Consider the following 19,702-nt stretch of genomic DNA (forward strand, 5'->3'; position numbering starts at 1 on the left):
AATTCATAATTTTTTTTTATGAAAGAGGTGTTTTATGAACTTACATGCATTACGAATTTTTACTAGTGTAGCTAAGCTAGGAAGTATTACGGCAGCTGCAAATGAACTACGCTTAAGTCAACCTGCTGTCACAATTCAAATACGTAATTTAGAAAGAGAATTAAATCTAAAATTAATCAAAAATAAAGGGCGTGGTATTCAACTTACAACAGAAGGACAATACATTTACGAACAAGGTCAACGCTTATTTTATTTAGAAGAACAAATGACTGAGAAAATAAAAACATTTATAACAAAAGAAGAAAAAATACAAATTGCCTCATCCTATATTCCGATTAATTATGTTTTGCCTCCGTATATTGCGGAATATAAATTGATGAAGCCAAACGTAAAATTTTTTATTTCATTAGGAAATGTTAAGAATGTAGAAGAACAATTACTAAATTATCAAGCTGACTTTGGATTTGTGGTTCAAGGCAATCTAGAACGAGAGGATTTAAAGTTCGAAAAAATAGTAGACATAGACTTTTATTTTGTCGCACATCCATTGCATAAACTGGCGAACCAAACGGTACCGCTGAAGACTTTATCAAAAGAGGAAATAGTTTATCGAGAAAAAGGTAGCGCCACGCTAGATTTACTTGAAGCTATATTTTACACAAATGATTGTCCTTTACCTAAAGTAGGCGTCCAAATGCAAGGCTTACATGAATCGATCAAGGTTGTTGAAGCAGGTTATGGCTTTATGCTTGCCCCTTCTTTTAGTGTGACAAATAGCATTGAAAGCCAAAAGTTAGCTCGGATTTATATTGATGGAGTTGATATTAAACAAAGCTTATTTATTTGCACGAGGAAAAATGAAACAATTGAACACCCCTTTATACAATTTCTAAAAGAAAACTTAGATATAAAGTGATAATTAGGTTATTTAACTGGTGTAATGATTAACCATCTGTATTAGAGGCTCGTTCATCACCATATCGTGTGGTTGATTTCCGTTCCGACTGGGCCGCTTTGTTGCTGACGCTTCGCTTTCGCGCAGATAAAACATTTGTCGCTGACGCTTCGCTTTCGCGCAGATAAAACATTGTTGCTGACGCTTCGCTTTCGCACAGAGCAAAGCTTCCTGGGGGCGTCCGATGAGCGTAGGGCAAGGCTAGTACCTGGACACAATAACGTACAGAACCTCCCTTTTATCGCAGAGGATCTAAAAAACCTATCTAGGTGCATTATATAGATGGACTGCAGCAGCGGCATGAAGTCCAAGTTTCAATAAAAGTGGGGCTAGTTCGTAAAGAACAACCCCACCACCTACTATATTTGATTTAAGTAACCTTAATAATTAGAATCTGCAATTAGCCCATTCATAATGGCTACACCAGAACTTGCTCCAATACGAGTTGCTCCAGCATCAATCATTTTTTTCATGTCCTCTAAGCTTCTAACACCGCCAGACGCTTTTACACCTAGCTCTGGACCTACTGTTTTACGCATTAAAGCAATATCCTCTGCTGTAGCGCCACCTGTAGAGAAGCCTGTTGATGTTTTCACATAATCCGTCCCTGCTGCGACCGCTAGCTCACATGCTTTCACTTTTTCTTCCTCTGTTAGTAAGCAAGTTTCAATAATAACTTTCACTAGCGCACTGCCTTTTGCCGCTTCAACAACTGCAGCAATATCCGCTTGTACAAGGTCATAGTTTTTATCTTTTAAAGCAGCGATATTAATGACCATATCTACTTCTTTAGCGCCGTTAGCAATCGCATCTTTTGCCTCAAATGCTTTAACTGCTGGAGTATTAGCACCTAGAGGGAAGCCAATTACAGTACAAACTAAAACATCTGAGCCTTGTAAAAGCTCACTACTATATTTTACCCAAGTTGGATTTACACAAACAGAAGCAAAGCTAAATTGTTTTGCCTCGGCACAAAGTTTTTCGATTTGTTCTTTTGTTGCTTCTGCCTTTAATAATGTATGATCAATCATACGCGCAAAATTATGTTCCATTATTAGACTCTCCTTCTATCAACAAGTTGTACGTACCTCTTTGGCATCATACCATTTTTTCACGTTGTCGTCTAATTTCTTTCTTTTTATTAGATGACAATTTTGGTAACTCTTAGAAATCTCACTTGATTCACTCCCACAAAGTTACTGCTCAGCATGTAGATTTTTTAAAAGAAACAAAAAAGGATTGTCCTATCAAAAAATGATAGGCAATCCTTTTACTATTTAACTGTTTCTAATACACGCACAAATTGTCCTTTAGAATGAGGATAGCCAGCTTGGGTAATTTTCACCTTCACAAGCTGACCGATTAGGCTTTCCGGACCTTCAAATACTACTTTCAAGTAGTTATCTGTATAACCTGTTAAAAGTCCTTCCTCATCACTTCCATCATGCACGAATTCTTCTGGAATTACTTCTAGTACTTGATCCTCAAAGCGAGAAGCATATTCCTTCGCCAATTGGTCATTTAAAGCGATTAAGCGGTGAACACGTTCGTTTTTAATATCCTCGTCAATTTGGTCCTCCATACGTGCAGCTGGTGTGCCTGTACGTGGAGAGAACGGGAATACGTGTAATTCAGAAAACTTATGATCACGAATAAAGTTATACGTTTCCATGAACTCTTCTTCAGTTTCTCCTGGGAAACCTACAATTACGTCAGATGTAACTGCTAAGTCTGGTAAAGCTTCATGTAGTTTAGTTAAGCGTTCACCGAAAAACTCCATCGTATACTTACGACGCATACGTTTTAAAACAGTGTCAGAGCCAGATTGGATTGGAATGTGTAAATGGTTAACTACGATTTTTGATTCACGTAACACTTCAATCACTTCGTCTGTTAATTGACTTGCTTCAATCGAAGAAATACGGAGACGTTTTAAACCTTTAACATTCGCCTCTATATCACGTAGTAATTGTGCTAGGTTGTAATCTTTTAAGTCTTGTCCATAACCGCCTGTGTGAATACCAGTTAAGACAATTTCAAGATACCCTGCATCCACTAGTTGTTGTGCTTGGCTTAATACTTCCTTAGGGTCTCGAGAACGCATTAACCCGCGAGCCCACGGAATAATACAAAAAGTACAGAAATTATTACAGCCCTCTTGTATTTTTAAAGATGCACGTGTACGGTCTGTAAATGCTGGTACATCTAGTTCTTCATACACACGATTTTTCATAATGTTGCGTACAGCATTAATCGGTTGACGCTCATTAAGATATTGCTCAATATAACCAAGCAATTTTGTACGATCCTGTGTTCCAACAACAATATCAACGCCAGGTATCGCCATAATTTCTGCTGGAGACGTTTGAGCATAGCATCCTGTTACACAAATAACAGCATCTGGATTTTGACGAACAGCACGTCGAATGACCTGACGTGATTTTTTATCCCCTGTATTTGTTACAGTACACGTATTAATGACATAAACGTCGGCTTGCTTATCAAACTCCGTACGTTCATAGCCTTCTTCTTTAAATAACTGCCAAATTGCTTCTGTTTCATAATGATTTACTTTACAACCTAGAGTATGGAAACTCACGATTTTTGATCGCTCGTTACTCATAATATATATCATCCTTTCAAGAGTGCACTACAATAAATTAAATTATCAACGTGTCTTATAATAGCACAAATAAATATAATGAGCCTAGCTTTTTGGCTATGCTTATTATATTTCATCAAAAACAGGCACCATTTTTAATACCTGTCATTTGTTTCTATGACTTAAAAGTAGTCTTCCCTTAGAACTTAATCTTCGCCTGGGTGTTGATAACGTCACAAATTCACTAGTGCAGGACCACCAGTAAAAAGGTGATCTTTCTACTATTATAGGTATCATGCTTTTGACAAAAATTAAGACCGCCCATCACGGAATGGTCTTTTTCTGGTTATATAAGTATAGTTTACCATTAACTTAATCTTGCTCACAGTACGTCAGTCGCGACCTGCCTCGTAAAGCTTCTGTGCCACCATAGCAGGCCTTGTACGCTCTGTAAAGTGGTCTCCGTCCCCTACGATCAGCCGGAACTGACCGAGTCGTCTGGACATATTCGGATGCCAGCCGTAGCCCTCTCCTTGTGGCAATGCGTTGTCTTGATAAAAATAGACATAACTTTTGGGCGTAGATAGCGAGTAGAACGCTTTAAGATCCAGTTTCTCGAAAAGTGGCTTTGCCGGTTCGGGAGTGACGCCTTCATACATCCATTTAGCTTCCTCAAAAGTGGCCGTATTGACGAACGAATCTCGAAACAAGGGAAACGGGAGCATAATAGTATCGTCCGTTGAGCTAGCTCTGAGCTGTTCAAAACCTTGTCTCATTTGGGGCGGGAACTCGTCAGCAACCGATTCTCCGTCTTTCAGTACGAACGCGTCCCAGAAGACAAGTCGCTTTATGCGTTCAGGTACTTGCTCTGCAACCTTTTGGATGACTGTTCCTCCGAAACTGTGCCCAACAAGAACAAAGTTACGTAGGTTCCATTTTGTTATAAAATCAACGATGGACTTCGTGATCATTGCATGTGTGACATTTTTGTTCGGATTTTTGCCGTGACCTGCATATTCAGGTGTATAGACGATATGCCCTCGACTGCGCAATTCTGCAGCTACACCGTCCCAGAAGTGCGCATCGGCCCAAGAACCATGAACAAGCACGAAGGTAAGTCGTTGCTGCGATGGTAAACGGTGTCTTTCATCAAATTCAGGAGCACCATTGTTCCTGATCGACCATCCTTCAGAATAAGGGGAGTAATAAAAATCGCTTGGCATCAACCTATAATCACGATAGGGAAATTGAAGATAAGGATACATGAACAAGACACCCTTTCAATTCGATATTCATTATCAGCTTATGCCTACTGCCTTTGAGAGGTTCTAACACTCTAATCACCAAGAAACACAAGAAAGAGCTGAAGCCCTATTACCCTGTTCTTCTTTGAACTCCCAATGTCTTAACATTTATTTCAATTTATATGTCTTTATTTTTGTAAAATAGATGAATATCGCAATTCACTTTAACGACTATTCATACTATAGATTATAGGAAGGAGGGAATTAATTATGTCTCAAGATTATGGTAATGGTGGTTATGGATCTGGCTCATCATTTGCTCTAATTGTCGTTCTATTCATTCTTCTTATTATTGTCGGTGCTGGTTTCATGATGTCAAAATATTATTAATACTCGACATTGTCTCTAATGCTCATAACTATTAGGATAATGAAATTTATCCTTTACACCTTCAAATTAGTAAGGGTCACTATCCTCCGCGTGACCCTTTTAATTTTGCCTCTTTCAAAGTCATACTCTACCTCTCAAGGTATAATTAAAGCCACGCTCAAAAGAACGTGACCTCGATAACTTATTTAGAAAGCTTATAAACAACATATTGATTTAATGATACATCTCGTCTTCTACTTCTTGTACCAGCTGCTTATGCAATGTCTTAGGAACACGCACATTAAATTTACCACTGTATTCGTGATCAATGGGTTCAGGTAATCCTGCAATGCTTAAATAGGGAATTTTACTAAAAAATCAAACCTATTCCAACGAGTTTATGTGGACTATGTATTTTAGCCGATTCAAATTTTTTTGAATCGGCTCTTATGTTAGAATTACTCATTGAGTAGGGGTTTTTCCTACTCCTTCAAGCCTTACCACGACTGCATTTATTCGCAATCATAATGACGTTTACTCAGGCACAACCTAGAGATGGCAACTCACAATTTTTGACCGCTCGTTACTTTGGTAAATTAATTATACCTTGGGATAATTGCGTCCGAATTCGCCTTTATGCTTACACAAAGTACTTGTTACAAAAAATATTTGCTAAAAGAAGATAAATTATAAAAAGCAGTTGAAAATTAGATTGACCGAATTTTCAACTGTCAACTCAATTCTTGGATTTTTGTCTATGGCCATTAAATATTTCAGGGCTTTTTTTATGATTACAATTTTTTATGATTACATTTTTTTATTGAACAGCCCTTTTTATCATTTCCAGACAGAAGACTCCCACTTCAATCGTTAGCTACGCAGTGGGTAGTCAGTTCATGTATTATAATCCTCTAAAACTAGTGATTATCATTGACCAGCAGGAGGAGTAAGTCCTAAAAGAACAGGAGTTATTATTTGACTTCCAGGTCCAAGGCGAACTTGTTGAACTTGCACTACTTTCACAGTAAGTTCCAGCACAATTTTTTCACGTAATGTGCTGAAAGTACCTTCTGGTTCTGCCATAACTGGTGAAAAATCAAGTTCAAAGAAGTTTGCAGCTATTAACTCGCCAAATGGTTGTTCATTATATTTAACAAGATTTTGGAAGAAAGCCTTATCCAATCGAGCATCCATTTGAGTGTTTTCATTTAGGAAGTTTACTTCTGCAAACTCGGAAATTCCAAAGATCGGAGTAGGACCTTCCGGTGTTTGTGGGAAAGTAAGATCTGTAAATCCAGAAAACTGAACATCGGCAATTCTATCTCGAAGTGCCCCATTACATGCTGCTGAAGCATATTCTATATTTTTACGAATATGCCCTGCTACAAATAATTTAGCCCTTGTTACCTTAAAAAAGTCAGTGGTACCAATACGTGCAAAGCTAACCGGTACTAGTTTAACTTGATTTAGGAATACATTTTTTTTCACTCTTTTGATTTCAGTTGCTGCTGGAGTAAGCGTAATATCCGACTCCACAACTATTTGAAGTGTCGGTTCTGCAAGTACAACTGGTACTTTAATAATTGGACCCGTAACTGGTGTAGCGTGTATTGGAGTAACTTCACTAGCTAATGGTATTTGTTCAGTCGATGACACTGGACAAGGAAGGCATTGATTTTCTAATTGTTCACTCAAACAAATTCCTCTTTTCATTTTTTTTAGTATTAGAGAGCGCTCTCTATATTGCTAGAATATGTAGTAATTAGCTATATGCATAGACGTATATACTAGTTATTTAACTGATAATCAATTATGCCTCGTCAGAATTGTAGCTGTCGCTTTGCTTTCGCTACAAAAGGCATTTGCTGAAAGAAGTTAAAAAAAGATTTTTGACGTGAACAATAAGTTTCAATTATCCTCTAGACCCTCAACACTCGAATTTGCTGTACTTGTAGCATATGAACGACTAATTCTAATACCATATTTTGGCACAGTTGATTTGAATGAAGTAATGACTCATTTTCTGCAAGAACTTCACTCATAGTGTGTAATGCCGTATACTCAATATTTTGATTTATAAAGCCTTCAATAAATAAATTTCCCTTTAACGCTGTACAAGTCCCATTACCTAATGATTGAGAAAACTGATTAGGTACAAATCTACTATTGGTTAATACTATCTCATTCGAGATGTCTTTAACTCCTGCAATCCCATTGTCAAATACAAAATATTCTTCCAGGCATATTTCAATTTTGTACTCTCCTACTACAACCGGAACTCTAATATTCATAAAGTCATCTGAAGTGCAAGAGTGATTATTTGTCTCTCCTTTTTTAATTGATTGTGTATTATGTAAGGGAACTGCAACTGATTTAAACGGATTATTCTTCTGATTATTGTTATCAAAAGTATCATTTTTCATTAAAAATATACATTCATTTATTTTAGAACGAACCAAACGACAATTAGGCTGTTCAGGATAATCCATCGTTGTATTAATTAGTTTGGTTTCAAATTGAGGAGAAAGGAGATTGTTTTGATCAAAAAATTCAAATGTATTTTTAGCGATCTCACCACAGATAGGCGCATGGAGAAAATCATCAATTTCTACATGGGTAGAAATTAGGATTTTTTTGGTTAGAGAACATACTTTTCCTTGTATTGAATCGGGAAATGCACTGACATGACCTGCAGGATTGGTTTTCCCCATATCTTCTGTATCTGTAAGACTCATAATTTTATCCTCACCAGCGGTTTCAGAAAAACTTATAAATGCACGATCAGAGTCTGGTTGAGCTGCAAAATCTTGTTCTTCCATAGGATTGGTTCCTTCTGACTCTTCTGTTTTAAGAAAATCATTCATTCCATCCTCAATTTTAATTTCAGAAGTAAAGAGCAGTTCACGTGTGGAATCTAGATGTGCTGCTACATCCTGTTCTTCTACAGGATTCGTTTCATCTTCCTCTTCTGTTTTAAAAAAATCATTCATTCCATCCTCAATTTTAATTTCAGAAGCAATGAGTAGTTCACGTGTGGAATCTAGATGTGATATTACATCTTGTTCTTCTACAGGATTCGTTTCATCTTCCTCTTCTGTTTTAAGAAAATCATTCATTCCATCCTCAACTTTAATTTCAGAAGCAATGAGCCGTTCACGTGTGGAATCTAGATGTGCTGCTACATCCTGTTCTTCTACAGAATTCGTTTCATCTTCCTCTTCTTTTTCAAGGAGATTATTTATTTCATCCTCAATTTTAACTTCAGAAGCAATGAGTAGTTCACGTGTGGAATCTAGATGTGCTGCTACATCCTGTTCTTCTACAGAATTCGTTTCATCTTCCTCTCCTTTTTCAAGGAGATTATTTATTTCATCCTCAATTTTAACTTCAGAAGCAATGAGTAGTTCACGTGTGGAATCTAGATGTGCTATTACATCCTGTTCTTCTACAGAATTCGTTTCATCTGCCTCTTCTGTTTTAAGGAGATCAATCATACCATCCTCAATTTTTATTTCAGAAGCAATGAGCAGTTCACGTGTGGAATCTAGATGTGCTGCTACATCCTGTTCTTCTATAGGATTCGTTTCATCTACCTCTTCTTTTTCAAGGAGATCATTCATTCCATCCTCAATTTTAATTTCAGAAGCAATGAGCAGTTCACGTGTGGAATCTAGATGTGCTACTACATCCTGTTCTTCTATAGGATTCGTTTCATCTACCTCTTCTTTTTCAAGGAGATCATTCATTCCATCCTCAATTTTAATTTCAGAAGCAATGAGCAGTTCACGTGTGGAATCTAGATGTGCTGCTACATCCTGTTCTTCTACAGAATTCGTTTCATCTACTTCTTCTTTTTCAAGGAGATCATTCATTCCATCCTCAATTTTAACTTCAGAAGCAATGAGTAGTTCACGTGTGGAATCTAGATGTGCTATTACATCCTGTTCTTCTACAGGATTCGTTTCATCTGCCTCTTCTGTTTTAAGAAAATCATTCATTCCATCCTCAATTTTAATTTCAGAAGCAATGAGCCGTTCTCGATTGGAATCTAGATGTGCTGCAAGATTCGCTACCTCTACAGGGCTACTTTTATCTTCTTTTTCTATATCAAGGAGATCATTTACAAAATCGGAATCAGGAGAATTTAACATTTCACATGTAGAATTAAGTTCAGATGTATAATCTTGTCTTTTTGGAGGCTTAATTTGACTCTTACAAATGATGAAAACTTGTTGCTTAGAAGAAATTCCCTTCATCTCACTATAGTTAATCCATGGAGTTTTCATTAATTCACTCCTCGTAATAAAGTTTTAAGAAATAAAGTGCAACAGTTAATTCTTAAAATATTCCTACGCTTTTTTTCAACTAAGACATCTTCTTGATCGATTTTTCGTTTAAACTTTTGAGTTCTTCTAGGAAACATGATCAAAATTCGTTTTCTTCAAGAAAAACTCACGTAATAACCCATTTTATTACAAATGCCTAAAAACAAGCACTTTTCTATTGTTCCCCGGAGATATGTAGAAGTGTTTAGCTTATAAAGATGCCCATATTACGAATGTCAGCAGGTACAATTTAAACAACAAAATTATAAGCTATTTTTATTTTGAACTAAGTGTTGCACTTATCATTAAAACCATTTTATGCTTTACTTTTACTTTTGTCACAGAGCATTCCAAATTTTAGTAACAATTGAGAGGCGCTGACATAGCAAAAAATTGTGCATTACTCCAAAAAACAGTCATAGAAAAAACATAAATTGTTAGTAAGTTTTTCCATAGCAGAATATTATAATAAGGCAACATGTCAGTGAATTCTAATCGTTATCTATCACAAAAAAGGCAGTTGAAAGTTCGATTCAACCGAGCTTTCAACTACCAAGTTAAATATTGAATTTTTTTCAGGGCCCCTTGAAATGCCCTTTTTTATCTCCGTTGCTCCTCTATAACGCTAAAGATTTAACAAGGATTAGAAGGAGACTCATTAACTGGTGGAGTCAATCCTAAAAGATCAGGAGTTATTACAGAACCACCAGAATCAAGGCGGATTTGTTGAACTTGCACTACTTTCACAGTAAGATCTAGTACAATTTTTTCACGCAATGTGCAGAAAGTACCTTCAGGTCTTGCCATAGTTGGTGAAAAATCAAGTTCAAAGAAGTTTGCTGCTACTAACTCGCCAAATGGTTGTTCATTGTATTTAACGAGATTTTGGAAGAATGCTTTATCCAATCGAGCATCCGTTTGCGTAGTTTCATTAAGGAAGTTCGCTTCGGCAAACTCGGAAATTCCTAAGATTGGAGTAGGGCCCCCACCAGTTGCTGGGAAAGTAAGGTCTGCAAAACCAGAAAACGGAACATCAGCAATTCTATCTCGAAGTGCCCCATTACATTCTGCTGCAGCATACTCAATATTTTTGCGAATATGCCCTGCTACAAATAATTTAGCTCTTGTTACTCTAAAAAAGTCAGTGTTATCAATACGTGCAAATCTAACCGGTACTAGTTTAATCTGATTTAGGAATACATTTTTTTTCACTCTTTTGATTTCAGTTGCTGCAGGAGTAAGCGTAATATCCGACTCCACAACTATTTGAAGTGTTGGTTCTGCAAGTACTACTGGTACTTTAATAATTGGACGCACAACTGGTGTAGCGACTACTGGAGTAGCTTCACTATTTAATGGTATTTGTTCAGTTGATGTTACCGGACAAGGTTGGATTTGATTATTTGATTGATTATTCAAAAAAATCTCCTCATTTCATTTTGTATTTTTTGAGAGCTCTCCATACCAGAATATGCAGCAATTGAATCTATGAATAGACGTGTATACTAGTTTTTTATTTTAAAAAAGGATTTTTGAGCTGAGAGATAAAAATGAACACAAAATGCCAGGTACTCACCGTTGTCGGCACCTGGTCTAATTGTTACTATCAATTATAATAATTTTTAACTTCTGTTTTAAAGTTTTCCAATACTTGTTCCTTGCCTGATCGCTGGGACTTACCTTTTCCCATTTTATGCTTTTATTTATTTTCTCGTAGTGTAAAATACCGAATCCAAAACCTATACACAAAGCTAATATTGAAATTGTAATTGGTATTTTACCTATTTCAAACAAACGAATATTAGATATTTCAGGAAAAGAATTGGTATATAAGCCTGTAGCAATTAATGAAGATTTGAATCTATTCTACATTCACTAATTACACTTGTTATTAATTGATCCTATTCTAACTAGTTTTTTGTATTACACAATGAAAAAGAGCCGATTCAAGTTTTTGAATCGGCTCACATTGTTAGGATTACTTATATTAGCAGTATTATGGTGATTTCTATCTCTTCAAAACTTGTCACAACTGCATTTATACTCAATTATACTGACGTTTACTCTTGCACAGCTAAGTGTGTGAAAAGCCTCATTTGACAAGTTTAATAGCTATGTCATTCAAATTCATAAGATATTGCAGAAAGTGCATAAAGCGGCGCTGTTTCTGCTCGTAATATTCTGGGTCCTAAAGACATCGTTTGAGCACCAGCTTGAAGCAGAGTATCTGCTTCTTTCCTTGCTATGCCACCTTCTGGACCAAAGATAATAAGAATTGATTTCGACTTCTTCTCATGCACGTTTTTTAGCTTCTCCGCAAACCTTGTACGTAGTTCTGCTTTTGCATCCTCTTCATCCGCTATAAAAACTGCGTCGAAATTGCCCATTTGTTCAACTAGCTGTTTAAAAGAGATGGGCTCATAAATTTCAGGGATCTGTGTACGATGTGATTGTTCAGCTGCTTCTTTTGCAATTTTTTGCAAACGTTCTTGCTTTTTTGCGCCCTTCTTTTTATCCCATTTAACGATGGAACGCTCAGCTTCAAATGGCAGTAGGGCAAACATTCCAAGCTCTGTTGCCTTTTGTGTAATAAGCTCTAGTTTATCGCCCTTGGGCAAACCACATGCCACGGTTACATGGATAGGTAACTCAGGAGAAGGAATCGTCTGTCCTATAGATTGGACAAGTACCTCTTCTTCTTCAAAGGCAGTAATTGTGCAAATATGGGCGATATTTTGTGCAACTACAACGATTTTGTCTTCCTCTTTCATACGCATTACTCGTTCAATATGTCGCGCGTCTTCTCCGCTAATACGCGCTTCCTCTATGGTCGTCTCAATAAAATAACGCTGCATGTTAAACACTCCTTTATAACAAGAAGAGAAAACGCCAAATCACAAGCACTCGGCTCACGATTTGGCGCTTCCTCAGTCAATTTATTGTGGACGACGGGCAATGATAGCTACCCAATCTTCCATTAGTAATACTTCTTCGATCACAAAGCCTGAAGCTTCTAGTTTTGCTTTTACATCATCACGTTTTGCGCCGATGATGCCTGAAGTGACATATAATCCGCCCGGTTTAACAATTGAAAATGCATCGTCAGTAAAGGACATAATAATTTCAGCTAAAATATTGGCTACAACGACATCTGCAGGTTCCTTTACTGTATCCAGTAAGTTCCCATGGAATACAGATACTTTATCATCAACTTTGTTTAACACAATATTTTCTTGTGCTGAACGTACAGCTACTTCATCTAAATCAAGCGCGTGTACGCTTTTAGCTCCTAATAAGGCTGCACCAATGGATAGAACACCTGACCCTGTTCCGATATCGATAACCGTATCTCCCTCTTTTACAACCTTCTCAAGCCCTTGTAAGCACATAACAGTTGTTGGGTGTGTTCCCGTACCAAAGGCCATACCAGGATCTAATTCAATTATTAATTCATCTGTTGATACTGGTGCATATTCTTCCCATGTTGGTACGATTGTAAAGCGTTCAGAAATTTTTACAGGATGATAGTATTGCTTCCACGCTGTTGCCCAGTCTTCTTCGTTTACTTCCACAATCGATACAACATTTTCACCAATATCGATATTGAAGTTCGTTAGATTTGTTATAGCCGCTTTAATTTCTTCGACTGTTTCGTTTAAAAAACTAGATTCTGATAAGTAGGCTTTAACAATAACACCATCTTTCGGAAAATCCGCTTCATTTAGTGCATAAATCTCACCATATTGATCTTCACGTGGCTTAGCAAATTCAGCAGAATCCTCTATAACAACACCACTTGCCCCAGCTTCATGCAAAATATTCGAAATTGCTTCTACCGCTTCATTTTTTGTATGAATGGATAATTCTGACCACTTCACGTAGCTCTTCAGCTCCTCTAATTATTCACCTTGGAATTTTTTCTTAAATTTATCAAAAAGTGAACTTCCTTGTTCTTCAGGAATATCGCCACTAATTTCCGCAAATTCACGTAGTATTTGTTTTTGTCTTTCTGTTAACTTTTCTGGCGTTACAACTTTTACTGTTACATATTGATTCCCTGTGCCATAGCCATGTACATTTTTGACACCTTTGTCTTTTAGACGGAATTGCGCACCTGACTGTGTCCCCGCAGGAATACGTAATTTTACTTTCCCGTGAACAGTAGGAACTTCAATTTCATCACCAAGAGCTGCTTGTGGGAATGTCAGTCTCAGTTCGAAATAAATATCATCGCCATCACGTTCAAACTCTTGGTGTCCTTGAACGCGGAACATAATATATAAATCTCCTGCTGGCCCTCCATTTATACCTGGTTCACCTTGACCAGACACACGAATTTGCTGACCATCATCAACACCTGCTGGGATTGTTACTTTGATTTTCTTACGTTGTTGGATTTTTCCTTCGCCACGACAAGATGAACATTTTTCTTTAATGATTTTACCTGCACCCTGACATGTCGAACAAGTACGACGATTCATCATACGGCCGAATGGTGTATCCACTGCCTGATTTACTTGACCAGCACCTTTACATGTTGAACATGTTTCAGGGTTAGTTCCTGGTTTTGCACCAGAACCGTGGCAAGTATCACATACTTCATCTTTAGGAATTTCGATTTCTGTTTCTTTCCCAAAAATCGCTTCCTCAAATTTAATATTCATACGATATTGTAAGTCATCACCTTTGCGTGGTGCATTCGGGTCTTGTCGGCGACCGCCACCACCAAAGAACGAACTGAAAATATCCTCGAAGCCGCCAAAGCCGCCGCCTCCGAAGCCACCACCAAAGCCTGCATTTGGATCTTCGTGACCAAATTGATCATAGCGCGCCTTTTTTTGATCGTCACTTAATACTTCATAAGCTTCAGCGATTTCTTTGAATTTTTCATCTGCACCTGGCTCTTTATTAAGGTCAGGATGGTATTGTTTTGATAATTTACGGTAGGCTTTTTTAATTTCATCTTTAGAAGCCGATTTCGTTAAACCAAGCACCTCGTAGTAATCGCGTTTATCCATGATTCACACTCCGCTCTTTTTGCATAAAATCTATTGTATCATGCAGTTAAAAAAACTGCCTCTATTTTTATTATTAAATATTCATTAAAAATGTAACAATATATGTTTTTTCACTTTTCCCTACACATAACCTATAGAACTAGACAATTAAAGTGCAGTTTGTTGAATGAAATATATAAAAATAAAGAGAAAAGCCAAAGCCGCAAGCGGTCTTTGGCTTTTTCACTTAACTAGCTACTAATTATTATTTATCGTCTTTAACTTCTTCAAAGTCAGCGTCTACGATACCGTCGTCTTTTTTACCAGCGGCCGCATCTGGACCTGCTTCGCCACCTTGAGCTGCTTGAGCAGCTGCTGCAGCTTGTTCATATACTTTCATAACTAATGGCTGTAATACGCCTTCTAGTTTTTCTTTAGCAGATTTAATGCCTTCTAATTCGCCAGCTTCAAGCGCTTTTTTCAGTTCATCACGAGCATCTTCAACAGATTTTTTCTCTTCTTCTGAAATTTGTTCGCCTAAGTCAGCAATTGTTTTGTCAACTTGGAACACTAATTGGTCTGCTTCGTTGCGAAGATCTGCTTCCTCTTTACGTTTAGTATCCGCCTCAGCATTTGCTTCAGCATCTTTTACCATACGTTCGATTTCTTCCTCAGATAAACCAGAATCAGATTGGATAACAATTGTTTGTTCTTTGTTAGTACCAAGGTCTTTCGCTTTAACAGATACGATACCGTTTTTATCAATATCGAAAGTTACTTCGATTTGTGGTACACCACGTGGTGCTGGTGGAATATCCGATAATTGGAAGCGACCTAATGTTTTGTTATCTGCTGCCATTGAACGTTCACCTTGCAGTACGTGAATGTCTACTGCTGGTTGGTTGTCAGCTGCTGTTGAGAATACTTGTGATTTAGATGTTGGGATCGTAGTGTTACGGTCAATTAATTTTGTGAATACGCCACCCATAGTTTCGATACCTAATGAAAGTGGAGTTACGTCAAGTAAAACTACGTCTTTTACATCACCAGTTAATACGCCACCTTGAACAGCAGCACCCATTGCTACAACTTCGTCAGGGTTTACACCGCGGTGTGGCTCTTTATTAGTTTCTTTACGTACAGCTTCTTGTACGGCTGGAATACGAGTAGAACCACCAACTAAGATTACTTGGTCAATTTCAGATGTTGATAGACCTGCATCAGATAATGCTTGACGTACTGGACCTACTGTACGGTTTACTAATGGTAATGTAATTTCGTCAAATTTTGCACGAGTTAAAGAAATTTCTAAGTGTAATGGACCCGCTTCACCTGCAGTGATGAATGGTAAAGAAATTTGAGTAGATGTTACACCAGATAAATCTTTTTTCGCTTTTTCAGCTGCATCTTTTAAACGTTGCATAGCCATTTTATCTTTTGAAAGGTCAATGCCATTTTCTTTTTTGAATTCTGCTACAAGATACTCAATGATAGCGTCGTCGAAATCGTCCCCACCTAGTTTATTATCACCAGCTGTTGCTAATACTTCAAATACTCCATCACCTAATTCAAGAATAGATACGTCAAATGTACCACCACCAAGGTCAAATACTAATACTTTTTGATCTTGATCTTGTTTATCTAAACCATAAGCAAGTGCAGCAGCTGTTGGTTCGTTGATAATACGCTCTACTTCTAGACCAGCGATTTTACCAGCGTCTTTTGTAGCTTGACGTTGAGCATCATTGAAGTAAGCAGGTACTGTAATAACCGCTTTTGTTACTTTTTCACCTAAGTAATCTTCCGCATAACCTTTTAAGTATTGTAGAATCATTGCAGATACTTCTTGTGGAGTATATTCTTTATCTTCCACTTTAACTTTTTCAGATGTACCCATTTTAGATTTAATAGAAATAATTGTGTTAGGGTTTGTTACTGATTGACGTTTTGCTACTTCACCAACTTGACGTTCACCATTTTTGAATGCAACAACAGATGGTGTTGTACGGTTTCCTTCTGGGTTTGGAATTACTTTCGGTTCCCCACCTTCAAGTACAGAAACGCAAGAGTTTGTTGTTCCTAAGTCAATACCAATAATTTTGCTCATTAAAATTTCCTCCTATTAATTAAACGCAAAGGATGCGTTTTCTACTAAATGTAATTGACTAAATAGTGCTATGACTATTCGTTTACAGATACCATTGTTGGGCGTAATACACGATCCTTTAACATATAGCCTTTTTGTAGCTCGCGTAAGACAACACCCGTTTCTTTTTCACTATCTTGCTCCTGTATGACAGCTTGGTGAACATTCGGATCAAATTGCTCACCTTCTGCTTTAATAATTTGTAAGCCTTCCTTCTCAGTTGCTTCTAGTAGAGAGCGGTACACCATTTCGATACCTTTTACGATAGAAGCAGTTTCTTCTGAAGTTGCTTCAACTTGTAAAGCACGCTCAAAATTATCGATCACCGGCAATAAATCTGAGAGTAAGCTCTGAGCACGGTACTTTTCAGCAGCCTCTCGATCGAGTTGACTGCGACGACGTATATTATCGAAGTCAGCACGTAAGCGTAGATGACGATTTTCCTCATCGTCTAGCTTTGCTTGTAACTCAGCTAGCTTTGCTTCGTACTGTTCTTCGATTGTTAATTCAGTTTCTTGTCCTACTTCTACTTCATTTTCAGCTTGTACATTCTTTTCTTCTTGTACAAGGTCTTTGTTTTCAGTTGTTTCCGTCACTTGAATCCTCCTCATTATCAATCACTACGATTCTTCGTAAAGGCTAGTGTTAAATCCATGCGCATTACGTCTAGTAAAGCAACAACACGTTTATAATCCATACGTGTAGGACCAATAATTGCGATAGCCCCCTGCTGGTCTTCACCAATAGAATAAGTGGTCGTAATGACACTACAGTTTTCCATTTCTAACTGTTTATTTTCCGAGCCAATACGAATTTGAATGCCCGATTCATTGGGATGGAAGAGCGACTGCACTTGGCTAGTCGTTTCCATTAAGTCCAAAATCATACGGACTTTATTTAAATCGTGGAATTCCGGTTGGTTGAACATATTTGTTTTACCACCATAGTAAATTTTACTTTCCGAATTATGCATCGTCGCTGTAACGAGAGCGTGAACAAAATCATCCGCTGATCGAACATGCTGCTGTAATACTGCTAGCACTTCAGCTTCGAGTTTTATATGAATATCCTCTAATGACACACCAACTAGGCGATCATTTAAGATATTAACCATTTTCTCTAATTCAGAAGCGGTAAAATTAGGCGGTAAATTAAACATCCGATTTTCAACATGTCCGTTATTCGTTACGATAATCGCTACTGCTGTATCGCTAGAGAGTGGCACAATTGAAAATCGTTTAACAAGATGTCTGTGAACATCAGGTCCTAAAAGAATCGATGTATACGATGTCAGCTCTGATAAAATATTGGCAGACTTTCGGATAATATGCTCCACTTCTACTAAACGATCGTTGAAAATTGATTGGATTTGCTGAATGTCCCTTGAATTAATGCCCTGTGGGTTCAACAAATGATCTACATAAAATCTATAACCCTTTTCCGAAGGCACTCGACCAGAGGAAGTGTGCGTTTTTTCTAAAAAGCCTAATTCCTCTAAATCCGCCATTTCATTTCGAATCGTGGCTGGACTAAATGTAATCTCTTGCTTTTTGGAGATTTGGCGAGAACCTACCGGCTGTGCAAACATAATAAAGTCGTCTACAATGGCTTGCAATATTTGTAATTGCCGATTTGTTAGCATGATTATCACCTCTGTTAGCACTCAATCAAGAGGAGTGCTAATACTATTAATAAGTTATCAAATCCCACATTTTATGTCAACGATATCGCTCAATCTTCTAGCAAAAATTGTTGAAATACTTCATTACCTACAAAACGACCTTTTCGCGTAAGACGAATTCCTTTTGGATCATCTTCCAATAGACCTTCTGAGACTAGTTTTTCAATGACATGTCGATAACGCACATGCATCGATTCCTTAAATTTTTCTTCATATATAGTGTGTGTAATTCCTTCTATTTTACGCAGACCTAAAAACATTTGCTCCTCTCGTTTTTCATTCTCTGTTACAACATGTTCATACACAATTGGTAGTTCCCCTGCATTCACTGTCTCCATATACTTTTTCAACGGTCCGTGATTTGAATAACGCACACCAGCTAGATATCCATGTGCACCAGCACCAAAGCCTGCATACTCATCGTTTTCCCAGTAAATTTTGTTATGTTTAGAACTGAAACCAGCTTGTGCAAAATTGCTAATTTCGTATTGTTGAAGTCCATGTGCCTCCATCTGGTTCATTAGCACATCATACATATCCGCTTCAAGATCTTCAGTCGGTAAATGTAGCTTACCTTTTGTGTATTGATTATAAAAAATCGTTTTTGGCTCAACGATTAGTGAATACGCTGAAAAATGTGGTAAATCAAGCGCAAATGCTTTTTCTAAGGTGTCCTTCCATTGAGCCATCGTCTGCCCCGGCAAACCATACATTAAATCTAGACTAATATTTCTGAAACCAACCTTTTTAGCCAAGGCAATTGTTTCATAGACGTGATTGTTGCTATGTGTACGACCAATTTTCTTTAACAACTCTTGATCAAAAGATTGCACACCCATACTTAAGCGATTTACACCACCATCAAACAATGCACGCATTTTTGCCTCTGACAGCTCGTCCGGATTGGCCTCTGATGTAAATTCTGTCACACTGCTCATCGGAATATACGTACGAATAAGCTCAAGAAGTTTCACTAATTGTTGAGGCGATAAGGCTGTTGGTGTTCCGCCTCCAAGAAATATCGTTTCGATTTGTGTAAAGCTCTCGGGATATTTTTTTGTAGCAAGCTCCATCTCCTTGCCCAGCGCTTCTATATATTCATCCACAGGTTGATTTTTAAAATAAAATTTATTGAAATCGCAATAATTACAAATTTGATGACAAAAAGGAATATGAATGTAAACACCTCGTGCCATAGCTATCCCTTCTTTCTCGTTAAGTCTTTTTCCATTTCCTCATTATAAACAAACACTCAGGAGAACGCTATGAATCAAACCATTTAGAATGACACGTTTAAGTTGAACTTGTTACTAAATACATGAACTTGATATGTATTTCAGCAACAGCTGCTACTATAACCGTCGAGGAAATTACACTGAATTG

Annotated in this window: 17 protein-coding genes; 2 read left to right on the forward strand and 15 right to left on the reverse strand. The window is 37.4% G+C overall.

Features of this window, described 5'->3' with window-relative positions; translation table 11 throughout:
• Nucleotides 1-34: 34 nt before the first annotated feature.
• Nucleotides 35-916 (forward strand): LysR family transcriptional regulator, encoded by an 882-nt coding sequence (locus AB9L17_RS16785; protein WP_068983627.1) that lies wholly within the window; start codon nt 35-37, stop codon nt 914-916.
• A gap of 28 nt (nt 917-944) precedes the next feature.
• Here the strand turns inward: AB9L17_RS16785 and AB9L17_RS16790 are convergent, their stop codons facing one another.
• The 4 genes from AB9L17_RS16790 to AB9L17_RS16805 all read right to left on the reverse strand — a co-directional run bounded on the left by AB9L17_RS16790 (nt 945) and on the right by AB9L17_RS16805 (nt 4,822).
• On the reverse strand, nt 945-1,154 hold the full coding sequence (locus AB9L17_RS16790; RefSeq protein WP_375199506.1) for a hypothetical protein: 210 nt from the start codon (nt 1,152-1,154) through the stop codon (nt 945-947).
• 181 nt (nt 1,155-1,335) lie between these two features.
• Nucleotides 1,336-2,007: a deoxyribose-phosphate aldolase gene (gene deoC, locus AB9L17_RS16795; RefSeq protein WP_068983628.1), complete on the reverse strand. Its 672-nt coding sequence runs from the start codon at nt 2,005-2,007 to the stop codon at nt 1,336-1,338.
• A 221-nt stretch (nt 2,008-2,228) separates the two neighbouring features.
• Nucleotides 2,229-3,578 carry a tRNA (N(6)-L-threonylcarbamoyladenosine(37)-C(2))-methylthiotransferase MtaB gene (gene mtaB, locus AB9L17_RS16800; protein WP_068983629.1) on the reverse strand — a complete coding sequence of 450 codons (1,350 nt, stop codon included), beginning with the start codon at nt 3,576-3,578 and terminating at the stop codon, nt 2,229-2,231.
• Nucleotides 3,579-3,949: 371 nt separating this feature from the next.
• The gene (locus AB9L17_RS16805) at nt 3,950-4,822 is read right to left on the reverse strand and encodes an alpha/beta fold hydrolase (protein WP_375199507.1); all 873 of its coding nucleotides are present in this window, start codon (nt 4,820-4,822) and stop codon (nt 3,950-3,952) included.
• Between the two features lie 249 nt (nt 4,823-5,071).
• Here AB9L17_RS16805 and AB9L17_RS16810 point away from each other — a divergent pair, with 249 nt between their 5' ends.
• Nucleotides 5,072-5,191, forward strand: coding sequence for a YjcZ family sporulation protein (locus AB9L17_RS16810; RefSeq protein WP_083226918.1), 120 nt, complete (start codon nt 5,072-5,074; stop codon nt 5,189-5,191).
• Nucleotides 5,192-5,404: 213 nt separating this feature from the next.
• Here AB9L17_RS16810 and AB9L17_RS16815 read toward each other — a convergent pair whose 3' ends face one another.
• The 11 genes from AB9L17_RS16815 to hemW all read right to left on the reverse strand — a co-directional run bounded on the left by AB9L17_RS16815 (nt 5,405) and on the right by hemW (nt 19,515).
• Nucleotides 5,405-5,470 (reverse strand): hypothetical protein, encoded by a 66-nt coding sequence (locus AB9L17_RS16815; protein ID WP_368072737.1) that lies wholly within the window; start codon nt 5,468-5,470, stop codon nt 5,405-5,407.
• A 627-nt stretch (nt 5,471-6,097) separates the two neighbouring features.
• Nucleotides 6,098-6,865 carry a CsxC family protein gene (locus AB9L17_RS16820; protein ID WP_223556036.1) on the reverse strand — a complete coding sequence of 256 codons (768 nt, stop codon included), beginning with the start codon at nt 6,863-6,865 and terminating at the stop codon, nt 6,098-6,100.
• A gap of 224 nt (nt 6,866-7,089) precedes the next feature.
• Nucleotides 7,090-9,456: a BC_2427 family protein gene (locus AB9L17_RS16825; RefSeq protein WP_375199508.1), complete on the reverse strand. Its 2,367-nt coding sequence runs from the start codon at nt 9,454-9,456 to the stop codon at nt 7,090-7,092.
• A 672-nt stretch (nt 9,457-10,128) separates the two neighbouring features.
• Nucleotides 10,129-10,914 (reverse strand): CsxC family protein, encoded by a 786-nt coding sequence (locus tag AB9L17_RS16830; protein WP_223553660.1) that lies wholly within the window; start codon nt 10,912-10,914, stop codon nt 10,129-10,131.
• Between the two features lie 698 nt (nt 10,915-11,612).
• Nucleotides 11,613-12,350 carry a 16S rRNA (uracil(1498)-N(3))-methyltransferase gene (locus AB9L17_RS16835; protein WP_375199509.1) on the reverse strand — a complete coding sequence of 246 codons (738 nt, stop codon included), beginning with the start codon at nt 12,348-12,350 and terminating at the stop codon, nt 11,613-11,615.
• Nucleotides 12,351-12,431: 81 nt separating this feature from the next.
• A complete protein-coding gene (gene prmA / locus AB9L17_RS16840; protein WP_068983633.1) occupies nt 12,432-13,373 on the reverse strand; it encodes a 50S ribosomal protein L11 methyltransferase in 942 nt (313 codons plus the stop codon).
• Between the two features lie 21 nt (nt 13,374-13,394).
• Nucleotides 13,395-14,513, reverse strand: a complete 1,119-nt coding sequence (gene dnaJ, locus AB9L17_RS16845; protein WP_068983634.1) for a molecular chaperone DnaJ — start codon at nt 14,511-14,513, stop codon at nt 13,395-13,397.
• A 244-nt stretch (nt 14,514-14,757) separates the two neighbouring features.
• Nucleotides 14,758-16,599 (reverse strand): molecular chaperone DnaK, encoded by a 1,842-nt coding sequence (gene dnaK / locus AB9L17_RS16850; protein WP_068983635.1) that lies wholly within the window; start codon nt 16,597-16,599, stop codon nt 14,758-14,760.
• 74 nt (nt 16,600-16,673) lie between these two features.
• Nucleotides 16,674-17,249 carry a nucleotide exchange factor GrpE gene (gene grpE / locus AB9L17_RS16855; RefSeq protein ID WP_375199510.1) on the reverse strand — a complete coding sequence of 192 codons (576 nt, stop codon included), beginning with the start codon at nt 17,247-17,249 and terminating at the stop codon, nt 16,674-16,676.
• Between the two features lie 2 nt (nt 17,250-17,251).
• Nucleotides 17,252-18,280 carry a heat-inducible transcriptional repressor HrcA gene (gene hrcA / locus AB9L17_RS16860; protein ID WP_068983637.1) on the reverse strand — a complete coding sequence of 343 codons (1,029 nt, stop codon included), beginning with the start codon at nt 18,278-18,280 and terminating at the stop codon, nt 17,252-17,254.
• 89 nt (nt 18,281-18,369) lie between these two features.
• Nucleotides 18,370-19,515 (reverse strand): radical SAM family heme chaperone HemW, encoded by a 1,146-nt coding sequence (gene hemW, locus AB9L17_RS16865; RefSeq protein WP_068983638.1) that lies wholly within the window; start codon nt 19,513-19,515, stop codon nt 18,370-18,372.
• Nucleotides 19,516-19,702 lie beyond the last annotated feature (187 nt).

Source organism: Lysinibacillus sp. RS11, from assembly GCF_042019215.1.
GTDB lineage: Bacteria > Bacillota > Bacilli > Bacillales_A > Planococcaceae > Lysinibacillus > Lysinibacillus xylanilyticus_A.